The sequence below is a fragment of the Marinobacter persicus genome (genome assembly GCF_002934325.1).
Taxonomy (GTDB): Bacteria; Pseudomonadota; Gammaproteobacteria; order Pseudomonadales; family Oleiphilaceae; genus Marinobacter; species Marinobacter persicus_A.
On record NZ_PTIV01000008.1, the window covers coordinates 1 to 25,235 of the forward strand.

The window sequence follows — 25,235 nt, forward strand, 5'->3', positions numbered from 1 at the left end:
GAGGATGGCACCAAACAATATAAGGTCTCGCCCGGGTTGCTCAGGCCGCTACGCGATGTGAAATAAGTCCACTACGTCGTGGAATGAACGCTTACGTTGGGAACCCTGTTTTCATATTTCTCCTGGAACGTTGATTGCGCCTTACAGAGGTTCGATTTATTTGGATGTCGCACCAACTGAGGGGAGTGAGCAATACCGGCAACTGCTGGCGTTTCTTGAGGATGACTTCGGGAAATGTCGTTTTGAGGGCGTGGACTTCTGGTTGATGCCGCTGGAAAAGTCACTTAAGTGGAATGAGAAGCGGCAGGTTAACTCAGATTAGGCCCTCGGATTCCGGGACTTTCTACCACACATCAATACATGGCCCTACCCGACGCTGTCGCTTGGCATTTGTTGTTGTGGGCTGCGTCAGCAGATGTCGCGTTGGTCCCATAAACTGTTCTCCATAGAGTTGGAGGATTGTGAATGAAGTGGACCGACCTGATTGACCAGCATGTTGAGCCCCCTGCAGAGGGCAATCCGAATCCGGATGCAAAAATGCTGCTTCAACTGTATGTGTGCCGTTTAATGACGGCGCCGGATGCGAATATTTTGTTTTGTCAGAAGGATGCGATTTACCAGGCCAATTTACTTGAGTTGGAGGAGGTTCGCGGTGTTGATATTCCTGAAGGGCCGATCACTGATCAGGTTTTAAAGACTCTGAACTTCCAACCTCCTCGCCTTGGCGATAATGGGCATCACCAGGATGAAGCGGCTATTTATCCTTACCCGACCATTGAGGCTTTCAAGCGTTCATTGAAAAATCGGCAAGCCGAACTTGAGCAGCAGCTTAGAGCAGCCCCTCAGCCTCCGGTCCTGGGTTTCAATGCCCTTCTCGAAACTCTGAAAACCCGGCTTACCCTGACACAGGTAGAAACAAAGATTCTGACGTTGGCGATTCTTAGCATTCAGTTTCATTGGGTCCGGAATCTACTGATAGATATAAACACCTTAGACACCCAGCACTCACTCCGGGTGCTTGAGTATTGTCTGCGGGAGCCCGTATCAGCCATTCTCGAAGCGGTTGATAAAGATAAGCCTCTGGTCCTTTCTGGATTGCTGAAAGCTTGGAAAAGTGGCCATCGGGAGAATGTAGATGAGTTTCTTTGCCCCGGAGCTGTGTTGCGCAAGGTGACTGAATCCTTGGTACACGATTCTGGTGAGCATGAGGATGCCATCGAGCTTATTTTGCAGACCATCTGCCCGTTTGCGCCTCGCCCATCTTTTCCCTTGCCGGCATTTTCAGGCGTCGGCGATTTGCAGTTGGTGATCGACTATTTACGGCAGGCTCTAGAACAGAGTCGCCAGGGCGCGAATGTGCTGTTGTATGGTCCCCCGGGGACTGGGAAAACGGAGCTTGCCCGAGCGCTGGCTTCCCACCTGGGTTCCTCGTTGCATGAGGTGCCCACGGTCGGTGAGTGCCAAGCATCGCTGACCGGTTCAGAGCGCCTGGATTCGGCCTATGTTGCGCAATCGTTCCTGAAAGATCGTCCTGGCGTAGTGTTGTTATTTGATGAGATGGAAGATGCGTTCCGCGATCACCGTGAACTGGCCAAAGGCTGGCTCAATAAGCTACTTGAACAAAATCGCGTGCCGACGATCTGGATCAGTAATCGGGTAGACCACATTGATCCGGCGTTTTTACGCCGTTTCACTTTGGTCCTGCCCATTAGAGACAACGGTTCCACCCGTATGACCAGCATTGTAGACACACTCAAGCCGTTACCGGTGAGCAAGGACTGGTCGACAGCGTTGGCCAAGAAACCTTGGATGACGCCAGCTTTGGCCAGCAATCTGCGCGAAGTAGGGGCGCTGCTACCCCCGAACCAGCCCCAACGTAACCAGCAGCGCTTGCAGTCGGTACTGGAAGACCGTCTTACGCTTGCCAGCGGTGAATCAGTGAATGTGTCCATCGAACCCCAATCCCGGGAATCATCTGGCCTGGTATTTTCTGGTGAGTGGCTGAACACCAAACCAAGTTTGCGGAATGTAGAGCGTATGCTTCGCCGAGGCCAACCCGCCCGCTTGTGCCTCTATGGCCCACCGGGGGCTGGTAAAACGGCCTACGCCAGTGAGCTGGCCGACCGTATCGGGCGCCCGTTTAAGCTAGTCAGCGGCAGCGACCTGCAATCCTGCTTTGTTGGTGAAACGGAGAAGAACATTGTCGGTATCTTTGCCGAGGCTGAGCGCAGTGGTGCTGTGTTGCTTCTGGATGAGGCTGACACCTTTTTATTTGACCGCGAAACCGCTAACCGCTCCTGGGAAGTCAGTATGACCAATGAGTTCATGGTTCGCATGGAGCGCTTCAAGGGGGTGTTTCTGGCCACCACCAACCGTATGGATAGCCTGGATTCGGCCGTGATGCGCCGCTTTCAGTTGAAGGTTCGTTTCGGATACTTGGCGCCAGCTCAGCTAAAGGGGCTGCTTGCGACCTGTGTGGTTGATGCGGATCGTGTTTCGCAGCTGCCGGATTCGGCACTGGCCCACTTCACAGCGGTGACACCGGGCTTGATACAGGCTGCATTAAGCCAGCTTCAGTTGTTGGGATTGCGTCCTAAGCTGGATCGTTTACTAACGGCACTTGAGCAGGAGCAGGCGTTGCAGAGTGGATCATTCAGCCACCGAGCTATCGGGTTCCACGCCTAGACGGTGTGGTCGGTCAGATTAAGAGCATTGCCCCAGTTTACGGGGCGTTTTCCGTCTTTGGTCAATGCCCATAAAACCGGATAGGTTGGCGGATGCTCTGGTGCTTCTGCACAGCCATCAGTCAATACAATCAGCGCCTGGGGCGGCTGTTCATTACATGCTGCAAACACCGGTCGAAAATTGGTTCCTCCGCCACCTTTCAATTCCATCTTGTCCAGTTGATACAGATCCTGCTCTGTCAGTTGCAGGTCACTTTGTATGCATGTGTCGAAGATCATTAACCGGAGGTTAACGCGGTTGAACGCAGCCAACATGCCTTTGAGTTCGCCGAGGAAGGCCGGGATGTCGTCCAGGCAGCTGCCAGAGTTGTCCAGAGCTACTGTTAGTTCCAGAAGATTGCCCCGGCGGCTGGGGAGGTATAAGCCCCGATGGATGTGCCGGCGAGAGGGCGGAAGCCATTGGCGGTCGCCGCCCTGCTGCTTTTTCAGGAAGCGGGCAAGCAGCTGTTGCCAGGGCACTTGTGGCTCCCGAATGCCACCAATGATGCGTCGCAGGTGTCCGGGCAGGTTGCCGGGCATGCGCTCACGTTGTTGAGCAACGCCAAGCAAGCGCTGGCGCCAGGCCTCGCTGAGGGCTTGCTCTTCTTGGCTGGTAGCCGGTGTTTCGGGTGCAAAGTCGGGGTCTATCACAAGGTTTTCTGACTGTTCTTTCAGGGCTTGTTCCAGATCGTGGGTATCCAGAACCTGTTGACCTTTACGAGCTTGCTCGATGCCATGACATAACCGGGCATACACCTCTTCCGCAGACAAGCTCTGAAAACGGCGGTCCCATAGGGCATCTTTCGGACAATGGCCCAGTTCGTCACTGAGCAGGTGGTTTACTTCGTAGTCACATGCCTGGTTCCACAGGGCTGAATCCCGTCCCAGCTGGCGGCGAAAATGGCCAAGGGCGCAGTGCCATACTTCGTGCGCCAGAACAAACCGGCGGTCGGCCCGGGATCGGTCTGCCATGAATCGGGCGTTGAAGAAGACGTTTTTGCCATCGGTACCCGCCGTTGGTAAGCGGCTATCAACCACCGGTATCAGGTTCAACTGCATAGCCAGCATTGCGGTGAAGGGCTGGGCGGTCATCAAGATGGCCCGATCGTCCTCCAGTGTTTTCCGCATGCATTGTTTCAGAGCCTGATCGTCTTCGCTGGGGTCAAACGCCATGGCGTATTGAGGGGCCGTCATGCCACTTTCTCCATGTGTTGGTTGAACACTTTGCCGTGTTTTTTGCTCCAGGCTTCAAAGTCCGGGTGGCAGAACACATCCATGGCGCGCTGATCCTGCAAGGAATCGCCTGTGGCAGCGGTGGCATCCAGCAGAGCCAGCGTGGCGAAATCCGAGGTGAGTGCTTGTCCAATTTTGAAGAACTGGGTCAGGCGATTTTGTTGCTGGTTTTCCGGCCCCTTCCAGAGATGGTGGGCCAGGCTGCTGCAAAACGCGAAGCGTTGATCTGCCCGGTCGGGAATGGCAATCGGGCACTCACCGCGAAGCATCGCTGGTATGTCGGGTAGCTCCTTGCTCCAACGACGGAAGGCCAGAAACTCGGTGGCAGCCGGGGCACCCACCAGGCCCTGAATGATCAAGCTGATGGTGTTTTCATCCAGATGGTTGTCGGCGTGTTCCAGGGTGCTGGCCACGCGAGTCCAGCTTCGCGGGCTTGGCCAGCCCTGTTCGATAGGGCCGTTCATGTTGAAAAAGCACTCCGGACGAAAACGCACGAAGCCGATCACATCCGGATGAAGTTGATTGGCGGAGGCCCACTGGCACCAGCTGTCAAGGTCCGCTTCCACGTCCAGGTGGCAGAACCGGTTCGCCAGCGCGCTTGAGAACGTTTGAGCCACGGCGTGATCCTGCGCGCGGTTGCCTGCAGCGACGACCAACCAGCCATCGGGCAGGCTGTAGAGATTGCCCAGTCGGCGGTCCAGAATCAGTTCGTAAGCGGCCACCTGCAAGGAGCGGTCAGCTGCGGTGATTTCATCAAACAAAATGATGCCTCGGCTGTTCGGATCGCGGGGCCACTCACCGGAAATGAGCCAGTTCACGGACTCGCCATCGGGAACCGGCAGGCCGCGCAGGTCTACCGGTTCGCGCTGTGACAGGCGAATGTCGATAAAGCCAACGCCGGCCTGCTCACAAACATCGCGAATAATACTGCTTTTACCCACACCAGGCGGCCCCCAGAGCATGACCGGAGGCAAGAGGTGTGCTAACTCGGGCTGCTCGCCAAGCAACGAAAGCTGATGTTGGAGGATGCCGTGAATCTGCGCCGGCGTGGCGTAACGGGTGGTGCGGTTTTGTTCGGTCATATCAGGCCTCTCCTTCAAACAATGAACAGTCGCTTGCAGTGTTTTCTTCCTCTTCGTCGTCCTCGTTTTCTGAAACACAGGGTGCGAGTGCAATCTGCATGAGTTGGCGGCGGTACTGCTCGATCTCGTTGCCCCGTTTGTAGAAGGGAAGAGTGCCGATGCGCGGAATAAACCAGCCTTCGGGTTTTCGGGCCAAGCTCATCAGAACACTGCGGAAAACCCCTGGACAGAGATGAACGATGGGTGGCACGGATTTCACCATAGTATCCATCGGCAAGACGTCGCATAAAAACGCAATCACGGTGCGTTGATCGGCCTCCGTGGCCCGCTCGCCAATAATCAGCCGAATAATGCGCAGCGTTGGGTCTTGCTTCTGGCTTCGATTGCGGTTGAGTACGTAGTCCTCGCTTTTGCTGAGGTATTCCTTCATGCACTGCACGGCCAGGCAAAACAGATCGTCGCCGCTGTTGAGATTGGCGGCTAAACGCAGCAGGGTTTCCAGGGCCGCATCATTGCAGCAGGTACAGGCGATGATGTCGCCGTAACTGGCAGCGGCTTCAACGGTGGGGTGGCAGTATTGCCAGATTTTGAGGTCTGCCTCCCAACCTTGGGGGGCGAGGTCCTCCGGAAACTTCCAGTGCCAATAAAGATCGGCTTTACTCAGCGCGGCCTCGTTGAAGGGGCGTTTGGCCCGTTTCGACTTGCCGCGGTTTTCACGGTGCCGGGCAGCCAGCTCTCGTCGGGTACGCCATATTAAGTCCGGGGAAACACCGAGCTCACAAAGTTCCTGAATTTTCTGGAGGCTGAGCACCACCTGCTCACGTTCATGCGCATTGGCCAGAATGCTCAGAATGCCCGGCAACTGGCTGGATTCCCCATTTTTGAAGCGCTCCATGCAGGTGTTCAACGAGGATTCGTCAAAATAGAACCGCGCACTGGCCATTAACGGCGCAGGCAAGGCACCGAAGCACTCGACATCCATGCCTAGTGGTAGATTGACATGATTCAGCCGGTCACAGTGATGCAACGCAAGGCTTTTGCCGTGCGCGAAATCCAGCCGTTTCAGTGTCTTGCTGTGAATACGCGCGTGCTGCCATTTATCAGCAATGGTTAGCTCTTGGGTGGTGGCGTGCTTCTGGTAAACGATGACACGTTCCCCCGTCCCGGAAATCCGTTTCAGCGCTGAGGCACCATAGATTTCCAGTGACAGCCCGTGGGCGGAGCCATTGATCGTGCGCAGGTCGGGGACCTGTTGCAGCATGACTTTTCCGGAGGTATTGGCCTGAACATGGCGCAAGCCGCGGCCATTCAGTATCAGCCAGTCGTTATCTGCGCCCAGGGTAAGCTGGTTGTGTTCGGCGGGCATATCACCGGTTACGATCACTAAGCCGTTACCGGCAGGTTCTAGCGGTTTTTGTGTAGCCGGGCAGCAGACCACGCGGGTCCAATGGGAACGGTAGGGTGAGGACTCCAGCCGGGTTTGGGTATTTTCCCATGCCGCGTCGATTTCGCTGACGGCCCCGTTAATGACAAACGAATTCGGGGCGTTCAGAGCGTTATAATGGACAATAGCGCCGGGGTGGCCTGAGGGCAGCAACACAGTTGATAAAGAAGGGAGGTTGCTGAAAACCAGGTGAGGGCGCTTAAGGGATTTCAACCGCTTGAAGTGGATCGTTTCCAGGTTGGGGGCATCAAGGATGTCCAGTGCAAAAAGGTCGGACTCGTCGATTTCCAGAGCAGTGCCAGGGAAGCCTGCGATGCTTGCTCCCCCGACGGTATCGCGGGTGATGTAATCTTCGTAGTCGGCCATGCATTCCCCCTTCTTTGCTGACTGGAACTCAGTATGAGGGGGTGATGCGACAAATCGTGACGTTTTAGCCGATGGCGTTAGATTTTTGCGAAGGTTTGTAGGCCAACCGTGGCCCGGGTGGCTCCAACGTACCAAAGGTCTTCTCGGGCGGCGAAGCCACCGGTGTCCATGTCGACCAGAAAAACAAAGGGCGACTGCAGGCCTTTGTAGCTGCTGATGGTGCTCACGACAAAGGGTTCATCCGGAAATGCCTTTTTCAGAGCGCAAATGCCACCAGAGTTCTCCGGGCGGTAGGGACTGAGAACCACCAATTGTTCTGCCGTAATGCCTCTGCTTTTCAGGACTTGCCAGGCTGCATTCAACTGTTCAGTTTGTTCGTCAATCTGCTTCCACCTATGCTCCTGTACCCGTTCGTTAGCGGCCGGCAAATGAGGCGCTGGCAAGCTGGCGTAGTCGAAGCGGTTGTTCAGCCATTGGGCAATTTCCAGCGAATTCCGGCAATTATGCATAAGCTGGAATGGGTAGGGCAGCATACCTTCGAAGACATCCGAGGGTATCTCAAAGTCACGTCCATACAAGTTCTGCGACGGGTCGGCGAACAGGACAACTTGGGCATCGGGAGTCAGCACGGAATCCAGTGCCATCCACCAGAGTGGGTGGAAGTCCTGCGCCTCATCCACCAGCAGTGCATCGAAGGTTTGCGGCAACTTGATGGCTGCATCGGCCAGCAGGGTTGGAACCGTTTCTTCGTAGAAGGCGGGCTTGTTTTTAGGCACTTCGGGCGGATTCCAGGCAAGGCCGGCGCCTTCAATCAGTTCCCTGGCGAAATCGTGGAAGCTGGAGGCAGTGATGGAGCCTTCAAGGTGTTCATCGGCGTCTTCCAGAGCATCGTGGATATGAGCTGCCAGGGCTTTGTTGAAACACAGGGCCAATACGTTTTTACCCTCGCCAGCCAAGTCTTGGGCTTTGTGACGAGCCAACAGCGTTTTTCCGGTACCGGCACCGCCGGTAATGGTCAGCCTTGGCACAAACCGCAGCAGTTCAAGTGCCCAGACCTGCTGGTTGGTCAGTTGAACCAAGCGTGACTCCACCTGATCCACACGTGCCTCGATGGCTGGAGCAAGGTGAAAGGTTGGGTTGAGTACTTTGTCGCGAACAAAGGTGGCATCGGCTTTGCCAATGGGAAGCTTGTCCTGATGCGGCCAGCGTTTGAACAGTTTGATCAAGGCCGCTTGATCCAGGCTCTGCAAACCGTGGTAATCGATGATGTCTTCCCGCACCAATCCCAGGGGCAGGGTCATGTTTTGGGCAACGGTGTCCGGAAATACCAGGTTTCGACCGATAGGGAGCATCAAACCATCGCGCACGATGCGTTTGATGCGGGTGATGATATCCCCAATGGCGTTATCCGCCTGTTTGACGGGGTCTTTGATCGGGTGGGTACCGCTGTTGTTTTCCGAAAACCATTGGCTCTCTCGATAGGATATGCCACCCCCTTTGACTTCCCAAACCAGGATGCCATGAGCCGGATGAAACAGAATGAAATCAGCTTCACTGCGAAACGTGCCCAGTTTTTTTTCACGCACCAAAGGTAAGCTGAAATACACCTCCAGGCCAGGGAAGTCTAATTGATTCAGGTGTTCCAGAACCCGCCGCTCGCTGTTGGGCAAGGCATTGTGTTCAATGGATTCGAAAGGGGGAATTAGTTTGGCCAAAGTAACATCCTGTCCGGTCTATTCTGGCAAAACAGACTAGCAGAGCGGCCTTTGGGTAGCACGGTGTTTAGGTAACAAAGTGTGTGCGATCAAGCGGTTGATTGGGCCGATGTCGGTACGCGGTGAGTGTGCCCCCATAGGCAGCCGAGTAGTCCAGGCCCGCAATGTTGCTGCCAAGGGTGTCGGGGATGCCGACCATGGCGTAATGGCCGAAAAAGACCGGAGCCTTATGGCTTTCGGGCAATCGGACTTGCCCGGCTACCGGCTGGATTTCAATGGGATTGATGGCGACTCGATTTTCAGGCCACCACTGGATGCGAAATCGTTTGCTTCGAAATTCAGACTTGTATGCTCGCTCCGCTGGGAATGTGTGGGCACAACCGGCGACCACGCAGTCAATCGCCAAATAGACATCGGAATAGGTATCACGGTAGCCGGCCAATGCTCGGTTATTCAGGCGGTCGATGCCGGCATTTTTCAAAACGGCTAGGGCATCTTCGTCCCAACAAGCGTGCACGATGCGAAGATCCGGTTGATCGATGTATATGGGTTGTTCGCGGAGCCACTGGAAAATACCAATCAACGCTTCTGGTTGATATTTGAAGGCTTCGGTTAACTGGCGACGATCAGGGTGTTTCTCGGTAGCATCCATAAACGCGATTGGATCGGCCGTATAGTCAGCAGCATCCTGGATCCAGTTCAGCTCATGGTTGCCCACCACCATAAGCGCTGTACCGGCTTCGACCATGGTTTGAACGGTTTTCAGAACCCCTGCGGCTTTTGGGCCCTTGTCAATCAAATCCCCGACAAACACGGCCTGGTGACCGGCTTTTGACCAAGCCTGGTTAGTTTTCTGGTAACCAAGCTTTTTCAGCAGAGCGACCAACTTATCGTGTTGGCCGTGTACGTCTCCAATCACATCGTATGTAAGCGTAGTTGTTTGATCACTTGTCATTGGGTGTCTCCTTCAGTTGTTTCCATTGTGAACCCTTGGTGCGTCAATTCATGTCGTACTAGGCAATGTCTGAGTGCGACATAATTTGACGCATTGGTGAATTAAAGTGGTTGCAGCGATAAAGGAGAGACCTATGACGAGCAAAACTGATTTTGGTAATGGCGCACTGCTAGGCTTAGCCGTGGGTGATGCATTGGGTACGACTGTGGAATTTCGCCGTCGCAATACCTTTGCGTTGCATACAGAGATGACTGGCGGGGGCGCTTTTGCGGTTAAGCCCGGAGAGTGGACCGATGACACCGCGATGGCGCTGTGCCTCGCCCAAAGCCTGATTGAGTGTCAGGGCTTTGATTCCAGAGATCAGTTAAGCCGTTATGTGCGCTGGATGGACGAGGGTTATATGGCATGCCAGCAAAAGTGCATTGATATCGGCAATACAACCCGTGAGGCTTTGCGCCGGTTCTCACGGACCCGGGTTGCCTACGCTGGAACCGATAATCCGTTTGCCAGCGGAAACGGTGGGATTATGCGTCTGGCACCGGCCGTGATTGCGGCTGATGATGATGAAACCGCGCTGGCTTATGCGGTAAACAGCAGCCGTGCTACCCACGCCAGTGCCGATTGTCTGGACGCTGCAGAGTTGTTGGCGGCTATTTTGTGGCAGCTGCGGGAAGGCGCTGATTTGAAATCGGTACTGGAGAATGTACCCGACACCTCTGAACGCGGAATGAAGATTGGCCGGGTTAAGCACGGTTTTTTCAAGCATTTCACCCGGGATGAGATTTCTTCCAGCGGCTATGTGATCGATACCCTGGAAGCTGCATTGTGGAGCTGCTATCACACAGAATGTTTTGAAGATGCCTTAATTGCGGCGGTGAATCTGGGCGACGATGCCGATACGGTTGGGGCGGTGACGGGTCAAATTGCCGGGGCGGCCTGGGGTGTGGCGTCTATTCCGGCTCGGTGGTTGGAGCCGTTGGCTTGGGGGAAGAAAATTTCCGGATTGGCCTGTGAACTTGCCGATATGGCTCGATAGGGCGGGTTTAACAATTACTGATGCCCGGCATGAAACGTTGACGCCAATGGAGCGCCATCTTTCAGCTTTTGACATATAGGAGTCACTCTCAAAAGCTCCACCCGCTGATGTGTTCACGAATCAAGCCCAGCGCTTCCTGCATGTGCTCAAACCGGTGACTGCCTCCTGCAAAGGTATGCACCGGATAATACCCGTTCAATGCTTCGTAAGTTTCCCGCCAATCAATGACCTCATCGCCTTTATCCAACAAAATCAGCCCATGGCCGTTTTGCGTCAATGTGTAGTAGGTTTCGACAACCGATTGTGTCAGTTCATAAGGCGAGCCCTGGTAATCCTGGCCGGTGCCGATGTGATTCTTCAGGGCTTTTGAGGGATCAACCACCGGGTTTATGGCTACAAACGGCATGCTTGCTTCAGTGGCCAGTATGCCGGCTAACCAGCCGCCCATGGACGTTCCCACGATGACGTCCGGATTCACCTGCATCAGCTTGTCCAGGCTGTCCTCGATCACATCTTCGGCAGGCATTGTGTAGTCAATATTGTGGCCGCGCACCGGGCCCAGCATGGCGAGCGTATGAATCTTCGGACTGGCAATATCAAAGTGGCTGGCGAATCCGTGAAGGTAGTAGAAGCTTGGCATGGTCGTTACGCAGTGGCTCTTTCAGGAGTTTTTGAGCCTTGACCATAGCACCGTTTGAATCTCATTTCCTCCGGTCGGAGGGGGTGTGGATGCCTCCTGCCACACCCCCTTGATGGTGTAAGTACATCGTTTAACGGGCCTCAAGGGCGGGCAACCAGTAAGCATTTCGGCCAAGCTGACCAAAGCCTTTGGCCTGACGGTTCCGGTAGGCTTTTCGCTGGTTGTCCGCCATGGCACTTTGGCCATCGGCATCCCGAACGTAACGGGCTAGGGTCATGGCCGTAGGCTTGCCGTAACGGGCGCCGGGTGAGGCACAGGTCCAGATATGGCGCAAGGCCAGAGCCGCCTCTGGGTCCGCTCTGTCCAGATACGCCAGACCCAGGGCGCAGGCCTCCAGCGTCAGGTCTGCATGATCACAAAGACGCGCTGCAGCGGTAGGACGGCCTTTGACGTCACAGGTGTAGATTTTACCGATGTCGTGAAGCAACCCGGCTACAAAGCCGACTTCCTGCATCGCCCTAGACGTCTCGGGTTCATTCATCTGCACCATGCCCAGAACGCCTTTGGCGACTTCCAGGGAATGGACCAGCAAACCGCCTGGATAATTGTGATGATAGTTCTGGCTGGCCGGTGTTTTCAAAAATACCTCCAGGCGACCCCGGCGCTCCAGCACTCGTGTCAGAAACGACTGCAAATGAACCGACTCCAGGCTGCGAACCGCACCGACCAGTTCATCCAATGCCTCGGGTTCCGGGCAGAAAACCCGTGGTAGGGTCTGCAACGCTGGTAGGCGGAGTACATCGGCCGGGGTTGGCCGGCGCATGTCAGTCAGTACCACCGTGCTTTCTTCGGGGCCCAGGCACACCTGACCTTTGACAGCGACCAGCTCCATCGGTCCCAGGCGCTCTGGAATCTCTATGGAATCCAGTACGGCGAGGGCAAAACAATCGGTGTGACTGCTGCTCAGGCGAAGTTTCAGATAGGGCAGACCTTCATCATCGAAGCGTGCAACGCGGCCAGTCAGTCGGTACGTGCCGGTGAAGGTTTCCTGCAGAATTGGGCGAAGTTCATTCAGTTTCATCATCCACCCCCTTGTCGGTGGTTACACGGCTTTGGATCAGGCGCTCAAAGGCACTGCCATCCATACGGGTCAGGTTCGGGATATACCGGGAATAGACCTTGAACAGCATTTCCGTGGAGGAATGCCCGAGCAGATGGGCAACCCATTCCGGATTTTCCCCAGAGGCCAACAGCAGCGTTGCTGCGGTATGTCGGGTTTGATAAGGCCGCCGCTTTTTAAGCTTCAAAGCCTCCAATAACGGATACCAAACTCGTTTGGTCACATTGTTGTGATCGAGAGGCTGGCCTTCACGATTGCAGAACACGTACTTGCTGAGCTTGCCGGTGGCCTCGTACTGGTTTTTCAAGGCTTCATAGACAGGCCCGAACATGGGAATCTCACGCTGGGAACCGTCGGTCTTGGTATACTCGGGTTGGCCATTCGCCAATGTCTCCCTAACCAGAATCTCCCGGTTTTTGAAATCCACGTGCTCCCATTTCAAACCATCAATTTCACCGGTGCGCATGCCGGTGTAGAAACGCACCTGGTAGTAATTGCGATAATCTTCCCGGACGTACTTGATGATCCGTTCCACCTCGTCCAGCGAGAAGGGCTGGATATGGACCTTCTGAAGCCTCAGCGGCTTGATGTTGCGGTAGGGGTTAGGCAAGTCATACCGCTCGGTTCCCTCAGTCAAAATCATCCGCAAAATAGCCATGTGGCTGTTAACGGTTTTGGGTGACACAAGACCATTCGCGCCACGGCCTTTACGGTTCGCCATTTTTGCCCGCAGGGCGAGAATGTGAGCTTTGGTGATCTCACTGAGGTGCTTTTTCTTGAGCGCCGGCTTTAGCGAACTTTCAAGAATGGACTCCACATTGCGCAGGTGAGAGGCGCGCCATTGGACCTTATTTTCCTGAAGCCACTGGTCTGCGAAGTCCGTGAACAGAGGAGATTGCTCGACCTCCTGGTCTGTGATTGCAGTGGCTTGCTCATACTCACTGGTGCCCGGAATCAGTCCCTTTTTGATCAGTTTTTGCAGGTTTTTGCTATTAGGAAAAAATTCTGCATAGTTGAATTCACCGATCAGCATTTTGGCCTCCATGCGATCGATCAGGGCTTCCAGCTTTTTCCGGTTCTTCACGTTGTCGTTCAGGAGTGTCTGCTCGCGAAAGCGCATGCCCTCGTACCTGAAATCGATAAATAGCTTTTGGGTATCCTTACGAACACGAACCTTAGCCATGACAAACGCCTCCACCAGCCATTGGGATCGAGAGGGTATCGTGGGCGCTGTTTAGCATGTCTTCTTCAATCACTTCCCAGATATAGAGGATTTTGCGGCCACCAAAAGGACGAATGTAGTGTTTGCCTTCGATCAGGACGCTATCCTTGAGGCATTGGCGAATGGTGCGTGAGTCGTACTTGATGCGATCGGACAACTCTTCAGTTGTCAGGTATGTGTTGTTCATGCGACTATCCTCATCACTAACTTTAACGATCACATGATAACTTTTGTTATCACTTGATCATCAATATACATCGTTTGATGATAATTTCAAGCGTCTTTTGATAATTTTATTTATCGGTTGGTCGTAGGATGATTCGATACCACATCAAAGAGCTGATAGCTGACAAAGAATTTGAAGAAAAAAGAAGAATCACGATTGGTGAGATAGCAAAGGAGACAGGGATTAACCGGATGACGCTTTCGAAGATCATCAACCATCCAGGTCACAGCACTGTAACTGACAATTTAGATAAGCTTTGCAACTACTTTGACTGCGATATTGATCGGCTGATTACTCATATCAAAGAGCCGGCAAAATCATCCTCAGATGAGGGCAAAGTAGAGGAGGACTCGCAGTAGGGAAGGGGGCGGTTTGCTTTCGTGCCCCAAGATGACTTGCGGTCAAAACTGAAAAGGAAGCTAAGAAGCGGGTTTCAAAATTGGCACGGTCAGGGCACGCTGAGGGCACGGAGCCAATTTTCACAAAGACAAACAAAAAAGGCAGACCAGTAAGTTACTGATCTGCCTTTCTTTTATATGGTAGCGGGGGCTGGATTCGAACCAACGACCTTCGGGTTATGAGCCCGACGAGCTACCAGACTGCTCCACCCCGCATCAAACTGGTTGTTAACCGGTGCGCCCGATCAACGTGAGGCGCATCATAATGATATTCCGGCGTTTTGCCAACCCGTTTTTTCAGATTTTGATGCAGGGTGGTTTGCGCATCAGTTGCGGATGTTCACAACCTTGCCGTCCTCGAAGTTCACCACGATGGTGTTGAAGCGGGACTGCCAGTAACGCCAGCTGTCGCTTTCCAGAGACGGTGTGCGGTGCGCGGGCGGGTAGCCACGGGCAACCAGTACCGCATCCTTGCTCATGCCCGGTACCACGCGGCCATTTTCGATGGCTTCACGCTCCAGGTCGCTGAACTTGCTCAGGTTCACTTTTGAATCGCCGAAGTAGCGGTCGTAGATGCCGTCAATGCCCATGCCGGTGTACTTCTGCTTGTTCACCAGGGTCACTTCCATGCCGGTATCGACCACACGGAAAGTAATGGTGCTACCGGAAGTGTCGAGGATCTGAACTTCGGAATTGACCGGAATCAGGGTGTCCACGGCGTAATGGGTGGTTTCCAGTTCGCCCTTGTAGGACCACATGTTGATCTGGGTAAGGGCCGTTTTGCCTTCCTTCTGCGGAATGGGGCTGCTGGAAGTGGCGGCACAGCCAGCGAGAACAGCAACTGCGAACAGCGCGATCAGGGTTTTCGTGAGTTTCATCTACAGATCTCCTTTTCCTTGTCCATGTCTGATGCAGACAGTTGTAGATTACACCGGCTAATGGCTCAACGCCATCACACCATCGGATTGGCAATGGGAAGCTTGAGCGTGAACGTCGCGCCCTGGTTGGGGCTGGAATCGACGTTGATCTCGCCATGATGCTTCTCAATCACGGTGCGAACAAATGACAGGCCCAGCCCGGTGCCGTGAATGCCCGCCAGCTCACTGCTTTTCTGCCGGTAGTAACGGTCAAAGAGGTAGGGGAGTTCTTTGGCGTCGATACCGATGCCCTCGTCAGCGACCGCCAGGCAGGCCAGGTGGCCGGCCCGGTAAACCTCGATCTGGATGGATGAGCTTTCAGGGCTGTACTGGATGGCATTGGTCAGCAGGTTGATCACCGCTCGTTCCAGTAGTTCGGCGTTGCCGTTCAGCCAAAGATCCTCGGTACCATGAAGTTGCAGGGAAATCTGTTTTTCCTGGGCCTGCTCACAGATGCTGTCCCGTGCATTCTCGACGATGGCCAGCAATTCGCAATCGTAAAAGCGGGTCTCGGTAAGCTGCTCCGCCCGCGCCAGTTGTACGAATTCTTCAGCCAGGTGGTAGCTGCGGCGGGCGAGGCGGCCGAGTTGTTCGATCTGCTGGGCATCGATGTGGCCGGGATCGCGTTTGAGCTGTTCAATCAACGCCAGTTGGGAAACCAGCGGCGACCTGACATCGTGGGAGATGAAGTCGATGGCCTCACGGTGCTGGCGTTGCTGTTCACGGAGCTCTGAAATGTCGGAAATATTGGCGATGATCCCTGGCTGGTTGCTGTCGGGCAGGGTGAACGGCGCGAAATGGATCAGGAAATCCTTGCCATGAACCTTCAGGTCCACCGTGCGGCTTTCCTGTTGGGTGAGCGTGTCTGATACGGTTTCGTGCCATGGGGGCAGATCCCGGGGATCATGCCCCTCCAGGAGTGTTGTCAGGGGCATGCCGCTGAGGCTGGGCATGGGCTCACGAAACCAGCGCTCGATGTGGTGGTTGGCAAACAGGATCATACCCAACTGGTCGGTAACAATGATGCCATCGGGCATATGCTCAAAACTGTGCCGGATGAACGCCTGTATCCGGGTTTGCCTCTCGGTGGCCAGGCGGACGTTTTCAATATGGGCCGAAATGTTCGCCAGGGCCGGGTGAGAGCTTTGGGTGGGGGTGTCCATGCAAAGGTCCAACCGCTGTAGATATCGCTGGATGACTTCCCGGCTCAGGTCATTACGCAGACTCAGGCCAATCACGTATTCGGTGTCGCCGCGAGTCAGCCGAACCCAGCTGTGTTGTTGCTGATGGTACCAGTGGGCGGCCTCGGGAAGAGGGGGAGCCTCGTTCAGTCGCATGCCCTGTTGTTGGAGGATTTCGCCATTTTCCGCGAATAGCCAGCCCTCCGGTTGGAAAAGTGCCTGGAAGTGACGAAGCAGTTGTGCCGGGTGGCGAATGGCGGGCTCGCGCAAGGACAGGTCGGGAGCGCAGGTGATCGCCTCCATCTGATGCTTGAGAATGCGGTTGTTGATGGCCAGGCGGATGCCGCTAACCACCGGGACGGCCAGCAGGGGCAGGAGCAGCACGTTGGCGACCCCCCAGTGGTGCTGCTCGGTTGCCAGGGCAAACAGGTAGCCGATGGCGATCAGGCCGAGGGACCAGAGGGTTGTTTTTACTGCGAGCCAGTCCCTTTTCATGCGCCTCGGTTTTATTATCGGTGTTAGTTCGTGCGGTCAGTCCAGGTAGAGCTCTCGGCCCGGGCCCCAGCGGCTGGCAAGGGGGCCATCGGAGAGAGCTTTGACGCGCACAAAATACCGTCTTCCGGGAATCAGGCGCAAGGCTGCGGTGGTGTCGTCAACATCGGCTTCCTTGATGATGTTGCGGAACTCGGGTTCTTCGGATAGCTGCAGTTGATAACCCGTGGCGGTATCCACCTTTTCCCAATAAATACGTACCTGGTTGTTCAGGTAATTAACGCTGATGATGCGCACCGGCGGAAGCGTGCCGTTGATCACCACTTTGCGGGTGTCGGAAACGGCCTCGGAATTGCCGCCAGCGCGGGTGGCTACGCGCCAGTAGTACTGTCCCGGGGTGAGGCTCCGCGCAGGTTCGGCCTGGCTGGTGGCGGCCCATTCACTGGTGGCGACCAGTTTGTCGAAGTTCTTTGTTTCGGCAATCTCAATGCGGGCTCTTTCGTTGGTGCCGTTCAACTGCCACTGGAACATTGGCTGGTCATGGTTGACGCTGGCACCGTCTGCCGGAGCCGTGAGGTCCGGCTTTCTGGCCTGTACGTTGACTTCCAGGGCAATGGTGTCTGGAACGCCGGCAATGCCTTGACCGTTCAGTGCAGCAAGCTGGATTTCATAACGACCGTTATCGAGATTGGTAAGCGCATGCTCCGTGCCGCTTATCTCACGGCTCTTGACCCAATTGCCGGTCTTTTGATCAAAAATGTCCAGCCGGTAGCGGGTCGGCCATTGATATTGCCAGCTGAGCTGGACGGGAAGGCTGTTGATGACGTCAGGCATGGCGCCAATCTGGGGTGCCGGCGGGAGGGGGCGGATGCTCAGCCCCTGGCGGCTTTCCGTGGATAGTGTTGCACCATAGCCGGCTGGAATTCGCCGGGTCTCTCCTGGGGAGCCAAAGTCCACACTGCCTTCGGTAACCTGGATGCTGCTGCCGTCATTGCCGGCCTGGATGGCGAAGACGGTTCCTCGAACCGATGCCACAGCGGAGGGGGTGGTGATTTCGAAATGACTGTTTTTCCCGGACTGGGGGCTGACTCGACTGTGCAGTTCCCCTTTTTTCAGGCGCAGCCGGGTGTCGGTGGCCTTGGAGTAACGGTGGCGATCCAGGCGATTGAACCTCAACCGGGACTGGGGAGACAGTCTGAGTTCGGAACCGTCGGCCAATTTGATGGTGGCTGACCCGGAGGTGGACAGAACCTCGTCGCCGGCACGAATCAACGTGTTTTCCGTTAAGGGAAGTTTGCGACCGGTAATGCCCGAAATGTGGGAGACCTGGCCGGCGATGGAGCCTGCGCGCGCTGGATTGGGTTTGCGGTCGCTCCAGGAGGGCTCGTTGGCTGGGCTGACAGCCACCATGCCAGTACCGGCGGGAATGGCTGATCCCCGGGTAATGGACAAGCTGGCGCTGGCCAGTGCTGGTGCAATAACCAGTAACAGAACTGAGAAAAGCTGTAAGGGCCGGTTCAACGAGTTAGGCATTGGCAACGGTGTCGGTCATCAGTTCGGTGGTTGAGGACGGCTTGACCGCCTCAAGACGATAGCCGCGCTGGTAAATGGTTTTGATCCGGAAGCCGTTTTCCGGGTTCAGTCCCAGTCGTCGCCGGAGTCGGCTCATGTGGGTGTCCACCGTTCGGGTATTGATATCCCGGCCCAGACCCCAGACACGTTCCAGAAGCATGTCACGAGTCAATAACCGGCCCTGGTTCTGGAACAGGAACAGGGTCAGGTCAAAATCCTTGTCGGTCAGGTTCAGTGGCTCGCCGTGCAGCACAATACTGCGTTGGTGCGTGTTTACTTCGAAAGGACCGTATCGCAGCAGCGACTGTTCGCTTTCCGGATTGCTGCGTCGTGCCAGGGCGTTGATGCGGGCAACCAGTTCAGCGGCCCGGGCCGGTTTGGCCAGGTAATCATCGGCGCCGGCATCGAGTGCCTGGACGATGTCTTCTTCGGTGTCTCGCTGGGTCAGGAAAATCGCCGGCAGCGGCCAGTTAAGTTGGGCGCGCACGTTGGTCAGCACGTCAATGCCTGACATATCGGGAATTTGCCAGTCCAGGATCATCAAGTCATAACTGCGATGAAGCACGGCCCCCAGAAATGCCTGGCCATTGGCGAAGGTATCGCAGACGTGCCCGCGTTCGGACAGGATCGACTGGATGTTGTGCGCCTGTTCGTGTTCGTCTTCCAGCAGAGCAATGCGCATTAATCCTGGCCCTCGATAGTATTGCCGGGTGGTTAGGCTATGAGTTGCGAGGGTGGTAAAAAGTTCCCCTTGCAACAGTAACGGATTATTTCAGAAATTAGGCCTGTCTTCACTAGCGATATGTAGAAGAACATAGGGCTATTGCTGGCTATTTAGTGCCGGTTTGCCGTTATCATCGTTCAGTGTTTGTCGGCAGGCCGGGAAATTACTGCAGCCCCAGAACCAGCCTTTTTTACTGTGTCGGCGCACCAGGGGCGAGAAGCAGTGTGGGCAGGGAGTGGGTTTCTGGCTGGTGCCATCTTCCGGCTGGCTGTCTTCCAGTGGCCGGGTGCCTTTGCACCTCGGGTAGCGGGTGCAGGCGAAGAAAGCGCCAAACTTGCCGTCCCGCTGGATCATGGGGGCGCGGCACTTGGGGCAGTGAATGGCCTGTTCGTCCGGCTCTGATGGGGTGTCGGCCTCTGCCGGGCCCCGGTTAATAAGCGCGGCGATCTCTTCCTGCAACCCGGCAATGAACTGGCGCGGGTCGGCCTCGCCCCGGTGGATGGCTTCCAGGGTGGATTCCCAGACGGCGGTGCGGTCCGGGGTGCGAATGGAATCGGGCAGGGCGCTGATCAGGGCCTTGCCTTTACCGGTGGCCCGGATGAATCGCCTGTCCCGCTGCAGGTACTCGCGGCGGAACAATGTGTCCAGTATGGAGGCACGGGTGGCTTCGGTGCCCAGGCCGTCGGTTTCCCGCAGGGTCTTGCGCAGTTCCGCATCCGACACAAAGCGGGCAATGTTGGTCATGGCCGAGAGCAGTGTGGCGTCGGTGAAAGGTTGCGGTGGCTGGGTCTTTCGTTCCTTCACCTCGGCGCTGTCGCAGATCGCCGGTTCGCCTTTCTCCAGGTTCGGTAATGGCGACTTTTTTGGCTCGGGCTGCTCTTCTCGGGATTTTATCTCCAGTGCTTTCCACCCGGCCTGGGCCACGGCGGTTTCGGTGGCGCGAAAGCGGTGTTCCTGCACGGTGACTGTTAGCCGGCCTTCCCGGTGGATAGCCTGGTCGGCAAACTGCATCAGGTAGTAGCGGCTGATCAGGCCGTAGATCTTGGCCTCTGCTGATGTCAGTTTGCCATTCGGGGATGGCCGGGTGGTTGGAATGATGGCGTGGTGGGCATCGACTTTCTGGTCGTTCCAGGCGGCGGAGCGGCGGCTGGTATCGAGTGCTGGCGTAAAGGCTTCGAGCTCGGGCGCCACGCGGCAGATCGAGCGCATGATCTGCCCGGCCTGGCCAAAATGTTCTTCGGGCAGGTAGCGGCAGTCTGAGCGTGGATAGGTAATGAGCTGATGGCGTTCATACAGGCTCTGGGCGGTATCCAGCACGTCTTTGGCGGCCATGCGATACAGGCGGCCGGCCTCGATTTGAAGCGCTGAGAGGGAGAAGGGCAGCGGTGGTGGCTCGGGCCGGTCGCGAAAACGGGCTTCGGTGACGGTGCCGGGGCGCCCCTGTACTTCCCGGACAACCTGTTCGGCGATGTCCCGGTTCAGTAACCGGTTTTCTTCATCCAGATGTTCCTGGAATGCCTCGCCGGGCAGCCAGCGGGCGGTGAAGGGCTGTGGGTCGCTTTCTTCATCCTGCGCGTGAAACTGGCCTTCAATCCGATACCAGGGTTTGGGTTCGAAATTTTCAATGGTGTTGTCCCGCTCCACCACCAGGCCCAGGACGGGCGTTTGCACCCGGCCCACCGAATAGACGCCCTGTTCGCCCTGCTGTTGGTAGCTCAAGGTATAGAACCGGGTGAGATTCAGGCCATACAGCCAGTCTGCCCGCTGGCGGGCCTGCGCGGAGTGGGACAGGCGACGGAATTCCCGGTTGTCGCGGGGGCTTTGTATGGCCCGGGCCACGGCGTTGGGCGTCAGGTCGTTGATCAGTACCCGCTGGACCGGGGCGCGGGTGCCCACGAACCGCAGCACTTCGTCCACCAGCAGTTGGCCTTCGCGGTCCGGATCGCCGGCATGGGTAATGGTGTCGGCCTGGCGGATCAGGGACTGGAGCACGTTAAGCTGTTGTTTGACGCTGTCCTTGGGGGTCAACTGCCATTGTTCGGGGAACATGGGCAGGTGCTCGAGGCGCCACTTTTGCCAGGCGGGGTTGTAGCGGGCTGGTTCAGCCGGCTCCAACAGGTGGCCGATGCACCAGCTGACGGTGGCGGCATCCTGGCCTTTGCCACAGCGGATGTAGCCCTGGCCTTTCTGGTAAGGGCCGGGGAGGGCGGCGGCGATGGCGCGTGCCAGGCTGGGTTTTTCGGCAATGTACAGGTGCATGGCTGGTGATGCTTTGGAAATGGTGTTGGAATGTGGCGGTTTGGTGGTTTTGTGTCAAGGGCTTCCGGGGTTGCCTGATTTGTGTAGTAGACTGCCGTGCTATGGTGTTCGCGTATATGCGGGCGGCGCCAGTACGGAAAGCCCTCACGAAAGACGCCGTGAACCCCCTGCGGGTCCGGCCTGCAATCACAGATTGCAGTCGTTCACCTGCGCATGAAGCTTCGCTTCATATACGCTGGGCTCACCCCTGGGGGCTTGCTGTTGCCATCCATGGCAACAGACACTTTCGTGAGGGCTTTCCGTACTGGCGCGTCAGGCTTTGTGCCAGTCGCCGTATTGCAAAGCGGGTGAGGAGTCAGATTAAAGCTTATGAAAGTACAACAGGCTATCGAAACAAAACTCGCCGAGGCGTTTGACGCTTCGGTGCTGTCGGTGGAGAACGAGAGTCACATGCACTCGGTGCCGCCGAATTCCGAGACGCACTTCAAGGTGACGATGGTGTCGCCAGCGTTTGAGGGGCAGATGAAGGTTCGGCGGCATCAGGCAATTTATCAGGTATTGGCCGATGAGATGGCCGGGCCGGTGCATGCGTTGGCATTGCACCTGTACACGCCAGAGGAATGGCGCGAGAGTGGTCAGGCTTCGCCGGATTCGCCCGGGTGCATGGGCGGTTCCAAAGGTGATGAGTCGATGGCGGCCAAACTAAAGCAGGGAGACGATGTATGAGCCAGTTTTTCCAGATTCACCCGGAAACACCACAGAAGCGCCTGATTACCCAGGCGGTTGAGATTCTGCGCAAGGGTGGCGTGATTGTGTATCCCACGGATTCCGGTTACGCCATTGGTTGTCACCTGGGCGACAAGCAGGCGGCGGATCGCATCAAGCGGATTCGCAAGCTGGACGACAAGCACAATTTTACGCTGGTGTGTCGGGACCTGTCAGACATCGGGGTCTATGCCAAGGTGGACAACACCCAGTACCGGTTGCTGAAGACTTTCACGCCTGGGCCTTATACGTTCATCCTGGACGCTACCAGTGAGGTGCCTCGGCGGTTGTTGCATCCCAAGCGGAAGTCGATCGGGGTGCGGGTGCCGGATAATGAAATTGTTCGTCAGTTGCTGGCGGAACTCGGTGAGCCGATCATGAGCAGTACGCTGATTCTGCCCGGTGAATCGGACCCGATGACCGATGCCGAGGATATCCGGGATGCCCTGGAGCATGAGCTGGATCTGATCATTGATGGCGGCGGCTGCGGCCTGGAGGCCACCACGGTGGTGAACTTTACTGGCGATGTTCCGGAAGTGACCCGGGTTGGCAAGGGCGATCCTGAGCCGTTCCGGGTTTAAGCATCGCTTGTACAGTCAGTCCGGGTGTCAAGCCCGGGCGTTGAGGTTGAAGGCGTAGCGTTGCGAGTTGGCGGCTTGAATCGGTTGCTCGCTGGCGCTGCGCTTTAGATTGTCGTATCGGGTTACCAGGTCCTGCAGGCCGTTGAATTGCTGGTTTTCGCTGACCATGGAATCCAGAAGGGAATTGCTCACCCCATAGGCCTGGTTGAGTTTCAGGGCGTTGTCCATGAAGCTCAGTGTCGGTTCCGTGACGCTTAACCGACTGAAGGCTTCCTGAAAGCCCTTGTTGTTGTTCAGGTCTTGCGCCAGCTTGTTTTTGACCTCGTCAGGCATGGAGCCGTCGATCTGGGTCTTTCCGTTCTCACCCTTGCTGACGTTCACGGTGGTGGCCGGGTGCAGGTTGTATTCGGCAAGCTTGTGCCGCAATGTCTCGCGTACAAACGACAGATCCTGGGCAACGGTTTGTTTGTATTCGCCCAAGGCCAGTGAGCGGGTTTTAAGGCTGGTGAGGCTGTCGATGCTCTGGCCCGACGGTGTGAAGCGGTCATCGCCGGGACTACCGGCCGGTTCCGGGGCTTTTTCGGTCGGGCGGGTTTGTGTTTCAGCGTTGTTGCTCGCCTGGGCCGCGGGGCGTTGGTCCATGGCTTGCTGAAAGCGGGTGCTTGCCTGTATGAGCGATGCCAGCAAAGACATGGTGCGTTTCCTCCTCCGGCGGTAAAGTATTGCCGGAAATTCGTCAGTGATAGGTCCTTTCTGACTCATGCAGATTTCAGGCCAGCTTTAGGTGGCGCTTTCTGTGAATCAGGGTAGAGTTGTTCGGCACGAAACATGCAGATGCTCTGCATCAACGTAAAAATTTTGACGGACTGTAAAGTTACCGGTAAGTCAGCCGTCAAAAGAGACAGATCATAACCATTGCTCAGCTATCGTCGGGGCGTCATGAAAAAACAATACTCAATCCGCTTTTTGTTGCTTGCCGCACTTGCTGCTGCGTTTATTGCCATTCTCGTGTTCACGGTGGTCTACAGTTCCTGGTCGCAGCGAGACCATCTTGAGGAATACAGCCACAAGTACGTGGATGGGCTGGCCAAGTCCTATTTTGATGGGCTGAACACGATGATGGTCACCGGTACCATCGGCAACAAGGAAGTGTTGCGTAAAAAGACCATGGCGCCGGAAGAAGTGCTGGATGTGCGGATACTGCGCAGCCAACACCTTATCAACATGTTCGGTACCGCCAACGCCGATGAGCAAAACCTGACGGAGATCGATAAGCGAGCGTTGGATGGCGAGCGCATCGAGACTTACTCCAAGAATGAAGACGGCCGGGTTTACACCCTGATTCAACCCATGCGCGCCAGCGAGAATTACCAGGGCGTGAACTGCCTGGGTTGTCACCAGGCTGAAGAAGGGCAGGTGCTTGGTGCCGTGCGGGTGGATTATTCCATGGCCAAGAGTGACGCCCGGCTCAACAAGCAGCTGATGTTCAGTGGCGGTATTCAGATCCTGATTTTTGTGGTGGTGTTTATTCTGGTGACGTTTGTGCTTGGCCGATTGATCTTCTCGCGTTTGCGCGGCCTGCACGATCGGATGGACCAGATTTCCACCAATTCCGATTTGACGCTTGAGCTGGACGTTAGCCGCAACGATGAAATTGGCTCGGTTGCACGCGCGTTTAACCGAATGGTGGCGAATATCCGCAAGAGCATGCTGACGGTAGTGGATAACGCCGAACGGGTGGAGTCCGCCGCCCGCACCATTTCTGGCAAGGCGGAAACCACCGAGCGGGAAGTGCTGGCCCAGAAGGACAACACCGACCAGGTGGCCAGCGCCACCACTGAAATGGCGGCGTCTGCCGTGCAGGTGCGGGAAAATGCGATGAACACCGCCCGCAAGTCAGCCGACACCACTCAGGCCGCCGAAAGCGGCGAGCAACTGGCCCGTACCGCCGTTAAGGGCATCGAGTCCCTGAACACGGAAGTGCAGGCTGGCGCCCAGCGTATTGAACAGCTGGACCAGCGCACCACCGAAATGGCCGATCGGCTGGAAATGATTTCCGAGATTGCCGACCAGACCAACCTGTTGGCCCTCAATGCCGCCATTGAGGCCGCCCGTGCTGGCGAACAGGGCCGGGGCTTCTCGGTAGTGGCTGATGAAGTGCGGGCATTGGCTTCCCGCACCCAGGATTCCACCGAGGAAATCCGCAAGACGATCGATGGTCTGAAGCGCGAAGTGGTGGACTGTGTGGGTACCATGCGCCATGCCTCTGAAATGGCCGAAGAGCAGGTGGATGCGATCCTGAAGGTTGAGAATGAGCTGCAGACTATCGCTGCGGCTGTTCGGGAGATCACCGGTCTGAACGAGGAAATGGAAAACGCGGCCAATGAGCAGAGCGATGTGTCTGAATCGATCAACCACAATGTGATTGAAATCAGCCGCTCCGCCGAACAGACCTCCACCGATGCGCAGGAAACCGCCCGCATCGCGGCGGATCTGCTGGCAATGGCGGAAACCCTGCATAAGACGATTGAGCAGTTCCGGTTGTCCAGGGACTGAATTCAGGCACAGGGAAGTGAGTGTGGTC

21 protein-coding genes and 1 tRNA gene are annotated in these 25,235 nt (G+C 56.1%); 6 read left to right on the forward strand and 16 right to left on the reverse strand.

Annotated features, from left to right (window positions below):
• The first annotated feature begins 465 nt into the window (after nucleotides 1-465).
• Nucleotides 466-2,685 carry an AAA family ATPase gene (locus BY454_RS06185; RefSeq protein ID WP_104415942.1) on the forward strand — a complete coding sequence of 740 codons (2,220 nt, stop codon included), beginning with the start codon at nucleotides 466-468 and terminating at the stop codon, nucleotides 2,683-2,685.
• Here BY454_RS06185 and BY454_RS06190 read toward each other — a convergent pair.
• The 5 genes from BY454_RS06190 to BY454_RS06210 form a co-directional block, all read right to left on the reverse strand.
• Nucleotides 2,682-3,917, reverse strand: a complete 1,236-nt coding sequence (locus tag BY454_RS06190) for a vWA domain-containing protein (protein ID WP_104415943.1) — start codon at nucleotides 3,915-3,917, stop codon at nucleotides 2,682-2,684. The two genes, BY454_RS06185 and BY454_RS06190, sit on opposite strands and share 4 nt — an antisense overlap.
• Nucleotides 3,914-5,038 (reverse strand): ATP-binding protein, encoded by a 1,125-nt coding sequence (locus tag BY454_RS06195; RefSeq protein ID WP_104415944.1) that lies wholly within the window; start codon nucleotides 5,036-5,038, stop codon nucleotides 3,914-3,916. The genes BY454_RS06190 and BY454_RS06195 overlap by 4 nt, the downstream gene beginning before the upstream one ends.
• Before the next feature lies 1 nt (nucleotide 5,039).
• Entirely contained in the window at nucleotides 5,040-6,848 is a 1,809-nt protein-coding gene (locus BY454_RS06200; protein WP_104415945.1) for a hypothetical protein, read from the reverse strand.
• Between the two features lie 77 nt (nucleotides 6,849-6,925).
• Nucleotides 6,926-8,563 (reverse strand): AAA family ATPase, encoded by a 1,638-nt coding sequence (locus BY454_RS06205; protein ID WP_104415946.1) that lies wholly within the window; start codon nucleotides 8,561-8,563, stop codon nucleotides 6,926-6,928.
• 67 nt (nucleotides 8,564-8,630) lie between these two features.
• The gene (locus BY454_RS06210) at nucleotides 8,631-9,518 is read right to left on the reverse strand and encodes a metallophosphoesterase (protein ID WP_104415947.1); all 888 of its coding nucleotides are present in this window, start codon (nucleotides 9,516-9,518) and stop codon (nucleotides 8,631-8,633) included.
• A 106-nt stretch (nucleotides 9,519-9,624) separates the two neighbouring features.
• Here BY454_RS06210 and BY454_RS06215 point away from each other — a divergent pair, with 106 nt between their 5' ends.
• Nucleotides 9,625-10,554, forward strand: coding sequence for an ADP-ribosylglycohydrolase family protein (locus BY454_RS06215; RefSeq protein WP_219820611.1), 930 nt, complete (start codon nucleotides 9,625-9,627; stop codon nucleotides 10,552-10,554).
• An 88-nt stretch (nucleotides 10,555-10,642) separates the two neighbouring features.
• Here BY454_RS06215 and BY454_RS06220 read toward each other — a convergent pair whose 3' ends face one another.
• The 4 genes from BY454_RS06220 to BY454_RS06235 all read right to left on the reverse strand — a co-directional run bounded on the left by BY454_RS06220 (nucleotide 10,643) and on the right by BY454_RS06235 (nucleotide 13,723).
• A complete protein-coding gene (locus BY454_RS06220; protein WP_104415949.1) occupies nucleotides 10,643-11,194 on the reverse strand; it encodes a YqiA/YcfP family alpha/beta fold hydrolase in 552 nt (183 codons plus the stop codon).
• 130 nt (nucleotides 11,195-11,324) lie between these two features.
• A complete protein-coding gene (locus tag BY454_RS06225; RefSeq protein WP_258075578.1) occupies nucleotides 11,325-12,278 on the reverse strand; it encodes a TraI domain-containing protein in 954 nt (317 codons plus the stop codon).
• A complete protein-coding gene (locus BY454_RS06230) occupies nucleotides 12,262-13,497 on the reverse strand; it encodes a tyrosine-type recombinase/integrase (protein WP_104415951.1) in 1,236 nt (411 codons plus the stop codon). Before BY454_RS06230 ends, BY454_RS06225 begins: the two co-directional genes overlap by 17 nt.
• The gene (locus BY454_RS06235) at nucleotides 13,490-13,723 is read right to left on the reverse strand and encodes a hypothetical protein (protein ID WP_104415952.1); all 234 of its coding nucleotides are present in this window, start codon (nucleotides 13,721-13,723) and stop codon (nucleotides 13,490-13,492) included. Before BY454_RS06235 ends, BY454_RS06230 begins: the two co-directional genes overlap by 8 nt.
• Before the next feature lie 128 nt (nucleotides 13,724-13,851).
• Here BY454_RS06235 and BY454_RS06240 point away from each other — a divergent pair, with 128 nt between their 5' ends.
• Entirely contained in the window at nucleotides 13,852-14,121 is a 270-nt protein-coding gene (locus tag BY454_RS06240; protein ID WP_104415953.1) for a helix-turn-helix domain-containing protein, read from the forward strand.
• A 178-nt stretch (nucleotides 14,122-14,299) separates the two neighbouring features.
• Here the strand turns inward: BY454_RS06240 and BY454_RS06245 are convergent.
• From BY454_RS06245 to BY454_RS06270, 6 genes are all read right to left on the reverse strand, one after another.
• Nucleotides 14,300-14,376, reverse strand: a tRNA-Met gene (locus tag BY454_RS06245).
• A gap of 110 nt (nucleotides 14,377-14,486) precedes the next feature.
• Nucleotides 14,487-15,038: a hypothetical protein gene (locus BY454_RS06250; RefSeq protein WP_104415954.1), complete on the reverse strand. Its 552-nt coding sequence runs from the start codon at nucleotides 15,036-15,038 to the stop codon at nucleotides 14,487-14,489.
• 74 nt (nucleotides 15,039-15,112) lie between these two features.
• Nucleotides 15,113-16,753, reverse strand: coding sequence for a sensor histidine kinase (locus BY454_RS06255; protein ID WP_104415955.1), 1,641 nt, complete (start codon nucleotides 16,751-16,753; stop codon nucleotides 15,113-15,115).
• A 36-nt stretch (nucleotides 16,754-16,789) separates the two neighbouring features.
• Nucleotides 16,790-18,283 carry a FecR family protein gene (locus BY454_RS06260; RefSeq protein ID WP_104415956.1) on the reverse strand — a complete coding sequence of 498 codons (1,494 nt, stop codon included), beginning with the start codon at nucleotides 18,281-18,283 and terminating at the stop codon, nucleotides 16,790-16,792.
• A complete protein-coding gene (locus tag BY454_RS06265; RefSeq protein WP_104415957.1) occupies nucleotides 18,276-19,004 on the reverse strand; it encodes a response regulator transcription factor in 729 nt (242 codons plus the stop codon). The genes BY454_RS06260 and BY454_RS06265 overlap by 8 nt, the downstream gene beginning before the upstream one ends.
• A gap of 138 nt (nucleotides 19,005-19,142) precedes the next feature.
• Nucleotides 19,143-21,305, reverse strand: coding sequence for a DNA topoisomerase III (locus BY454_RS06270; RefSeq protein ID WP_104415958.1), 2,163 nt, complete (start codon nucleotides 21,303-21,305; stop codon nucleotides 19,143-19,145).
• 369 nt (nucleotides 21,306-21,674) lie between these two features.
• On the opposite strand from BY454_RS06270, the gene BY454_RS06275 reads away from it, so the two are divergent.
• On the forward strand, nucleotides 21,675-22,031 hold the full coding sequence (locus BY454_RS06275; RefSeq protein WP_104415959.1) for a BolA family protein: 357 nt from the start codon (nucleotides 21,675-21,677) through the stop codon (nucleotides 22,029-22,031).
• The gene (locus BY454_RS06280) at nucleotides 22,028-22,651 is read left to right on the forward strand and encodes an L-threonylcarbamoyladenylate synthase (protein ID WP_104415960.1); all 624 of its coding nucleotides are present in this window, start codon (nucleotides 22,028-22,030) and stop codon (nucleotides 22,649-22,651) included. The genes BY454_RS06275 and BY454_RS06280 overlap by 4 nt, the downstream gene beginning before the upstream one ends.
• Nucleotides 22,652-22,678: 27 nt before the next feature.
• Here BY454_RS06280 and BY454_RS06285 read toward each other — a convergent pair whose 3' ends face one another.
• A complete protein-coding gene (locus BY454_RS06285) occupies nucleotides 22,679-23,344 on the reverse strand; it encodes a hypothetical protein (RefSeq protein ID WP_104415961.1) in 666 nt (221 codons plus the stop codon).
• Between the two features lie 246 nt (nucleotides 23,345-23,590).
• Here BY454_RS06285 and BY454_RS06290 point away from each other — a divergent pair, with 246 nt between their 5' ends.
• On the forward strand, nucleotides 23,591-25,207 hold the full coding sequence (locus tag BY454_RS06290; RefSeq protein ID WP_104415962.1) for a methyl-accepting chemotaxis protein: 1,617 nt from the start codon (nucleotides 23,591-23,593) through the stop codon (nucleotides 25,205-25,207).
• Nucleotides 25,208-25,235: the final 28 nt, after the last annotated feature.

Excerpts from the sequence above, each read along its gene's own strand:
- BY454_RS06185 (WP_104415942.1), top strand. The coding sequence starts at position 466 with ATGAAGTGGACCGACCTGATTGACCAGCATGTTGAGCCCCCTGCAGAG.
- BY454_RS06190 (WP_104415943.1), bottom strand. The coding sequence starts at position 3,917 with ATGACGGCCCCTCAATACGCCATGGCGTTTGACCCCAGCGAAGACGAT.
- BY454_RS06195 (WP_104415944.1), bottom strand. The coding sequence starts at position 5,038 with ATGACCGAACAAAACCGCACCACCCGTTACGCCACGCCGGCGCAGATT.
- BY454_RS06200 (WP_104415945.1), bottom strand. The coding sequence starts at position 6,848 with ATGGCCGACTACGAAGATTACATCACCCGCGATACCGTCGGGGGAGCA.
- BY454_RS06210 (WP_104415947.1), bottom strand. The coding sequence starts at position 9,518 with ATGACAAGTGATCAAACAACTACGCTTACATACGATGTGATTGGAGAC.
- BY454_RS06220 (WP_104415949.1), bottom strand. The coding sequence starts at position 11,194 with ATGCCAAGCTTCTACTACCTTCACGGATTCGCCAGCCACTTTGATATT.
- BY454_RS06225 (WP_258075578.1), bottom strand. The coding sequence starts at position 12,278 with ATGATGAAACTGAATGAACTTCGCCCAATTCTGCAGGAAACCTTCACC.
- BY454_RS06230 (WP_104415951.1), bottom strand. The coding sequence starts at position 13,497 with ATGGCTAAGGTTCGTGTTCGTAAGGATACCCAAAAGCTATTTATCGAT.
- BY454_RS06235 (WP_104415952.1), bottom strand. The coding sequence starts at position 13,723 with ATGAACAACACATACCTGACAACTGAAGAGTTGTCCGATCGCATCAAG.
- BY454_RS06240 (WP_104415953.1), top strand. The coding sequence starts at position 13,852 with ATGATTCGATACCACATCAAAGAGCTGATAGCTGACAAAGAATTTGAA.
- BY454_RS06250 (WP_104415954.1), bottom strand. The coding sequence starts at position 15,038 with ATGAAACTCACGAAAACCCTGATCGCGCTGTTCGCAGTTGCTGTTCTC.
- BY454_RS06255 (WP_104415955.1), bottom strand. The coding sequence starts at position 16,753 with ATGAAAAGGGACTGGCTCGCAGTAAAAACAACCCTCTGGTCCCTCGGC.
- BY454_RS06260 (WP_104415956.1), bottom strand. The coding sequence starts at position 18,283 with ATGCCTAACTCGTTGAACCGGCCCTTACAGCTTTTCTCAGTTCTGTTA.
- BY454_RS06265 (WP_104415957.1), bottom strand. The coding sequence starts at position 19,004 with ATGCGCATTGCTCTGCTGGAAGACGAACACGAACAGGCGCACAACATC.
- BY454_RS06270 (WP_104415958.1), bottom strand. The coding sequence starts at position 21,305 with ATGCACCTGTACATTGCCGAAAAACCCAGCCTGGCACGCGCCATCGCC.
- BY454_RS06275 (WP_104415959.1), top strand. The coding sequence starts at position 21,675 with ATGAAAGTACAACAGGCTATCGAAACAAAACTCGCCGAGGCGTTTGAC.
- BY454_RS06280 (WP_104415960.1), top strand. The coding sequence starts at position 22,028 with ATGAGCCAGTTTTTCCAGATTCACCCGGAAACACCACAGAAGCGCCTG.
- BY454_RS06285 (WP_104415961.1), bottom strand. The coding sequence starts at position 23,344 with ATGTCTTTGCTGGCATCGCTCATACAGGCAAGCACCCGCTTTCAGCAA.
- BY454_RS06290 (WP_104415962.1), top strand. The coding sequence starts at position 23,591 with ATGAAAAAACAATACTCAATCCGCTTTTTGTTGCTTGCCGCACTTGCT.